The organism is Mesorhizobium sp. M4A.F.Ca.ET.020.02.1.1, from assembly GCF_004022645.1.
In the GTDB taxonomy this organism is placed as follows: Bacteria; Pseudomonadota; Alphaproteobacteria; order Rhizobiales; family Rhizobiaceae; genus Mesorhizobium.
Genome location: NZ_RZOI01001101.1, coordinates 1 through 1,345 on the forward strand (window position 1 = coordinate 1; position 1,345 = coordinate 1,345).

General features: G+C 68.7%; 1 protein-coding gene. It reads left to right on the forward strand.

What is annotated here, in order from left to right:
• The coding region (locus EN742_RS35165; protein WP_148670538.1) for an iron ABC transporter permease at positions 1 to 1,333 on the forward strand (1,333 nt) is incomplete at its 5' end.
• Between the last annotated feature and the right edge of the window lie 12 nt (positions 1,334 to 1,345).

Sequence of the window (1,345 nt, forward strand, 5' to 3'; positions counted from 1 at the left end):
GATCTCCATCGTCCTTTCGGGGGCGCTGGCCTGGCTGACCGAGCGCAGGGACCGGCCCGGCGCCCGCCTGTGGGCCTGGCTGTCGGTGGCGCCGCTCGCCATTCCGGCCTTCGTACATTCCTATGCCTGGATCAGCCTGGTGCCGGGACTGCACGGCCTGTGGGCCGGCGTTCTCGTCTCCGTCATCGCCTATTTTCCATTCCTCTATCTGCCCATCTCCGCAGCGCTGCGCCGGCTCGACCCCGCACTGGAGGACGCGGCCGCCGCCCTCGGGCTCGGTCCGTGGCGGGTCTTCGCGCGCGTCGTGCTGCCGCAGCTCAGATTGGCCATTTGCGGCGGTTCGTTGCTGGTCGGCCTGCATCTGTTGGCCGAATACGGCCTCTATGTCTTCATCCGGTTCGACACCTTCACCACGGCGATCGTCGACCAGTTCCAGTCGACCTTCAACGGGCCGGCCGCCAACATGCTCGCCGCCGTGCTGGTGACATGCTGCTTCGTGCTGCTCGCCCTGGAGGTGCTGGTGCGCGGCGAGGAGCGCTATGCCCGCGTCGGCTCTGGGGCGGCCCGCCAGCAGCGGCGCGCCAGCCTCGGCCGCGCCACGCTGCCTTGCCTGGCGCTGCCGGCCATCGCCTCGCTGCTTTCGCTGGGCGTGCCCTTCATCACCATCGGCCGCTGGCTCGTGGCCGGCGGCGCCGAGGTCTGGCGCCTCGACGAAATCAGCCTGGCACTCGGCCAGACGCTGTTCCTGGCGATGGCCGGCGCGCTGCTCGCCACCATCGCCGCCATGCCGATGGCCTGGATTTCGATCCGCGCGCCAGGGCCGCTGCAGCGCCTGCTCGAGGGCTGCAATTATATCGTCGGCTCGCTGCCCGGCGTCGTCATCGCGTTGGCGCTGGTTACCATAACCGTGCGCGTCGCCATGCCGCTCTACCAGACGCTCTTCACCATCCTCTTCGCCTACGCGCTGATGTTCCTGCCGCGCGCTTTGGTCAGCCTCAGGGCTTCGATCGCGCAGGCGCCGGTCGAGCTCGAACGCGCCGCCTCGAGCCTCGGCAGGGCGCCGCTCAAGGCACTGTGGTCGACGACCATCCGGCTTTCAGCGCCGGGTGCCGCCGCCGGCATGGCGCTTGTGGCGCTCGGCATCATGAACGAACTCACCGCCACCCAGATGCTGGCGCCGAACGGCACCCGCACGCTGGCCATGGCCTTCTGGTCCTACAGCGGCGAGATCGATTATGCCTCGGCCGCCCCCTATGCCTTCATCATGGTGGCGATGTCGCTGCCGCTGACCTGGCTGCTCTATGTCCAGTCGAAGAGGATGGCCGGACGATGAGCTTCCTGGAAC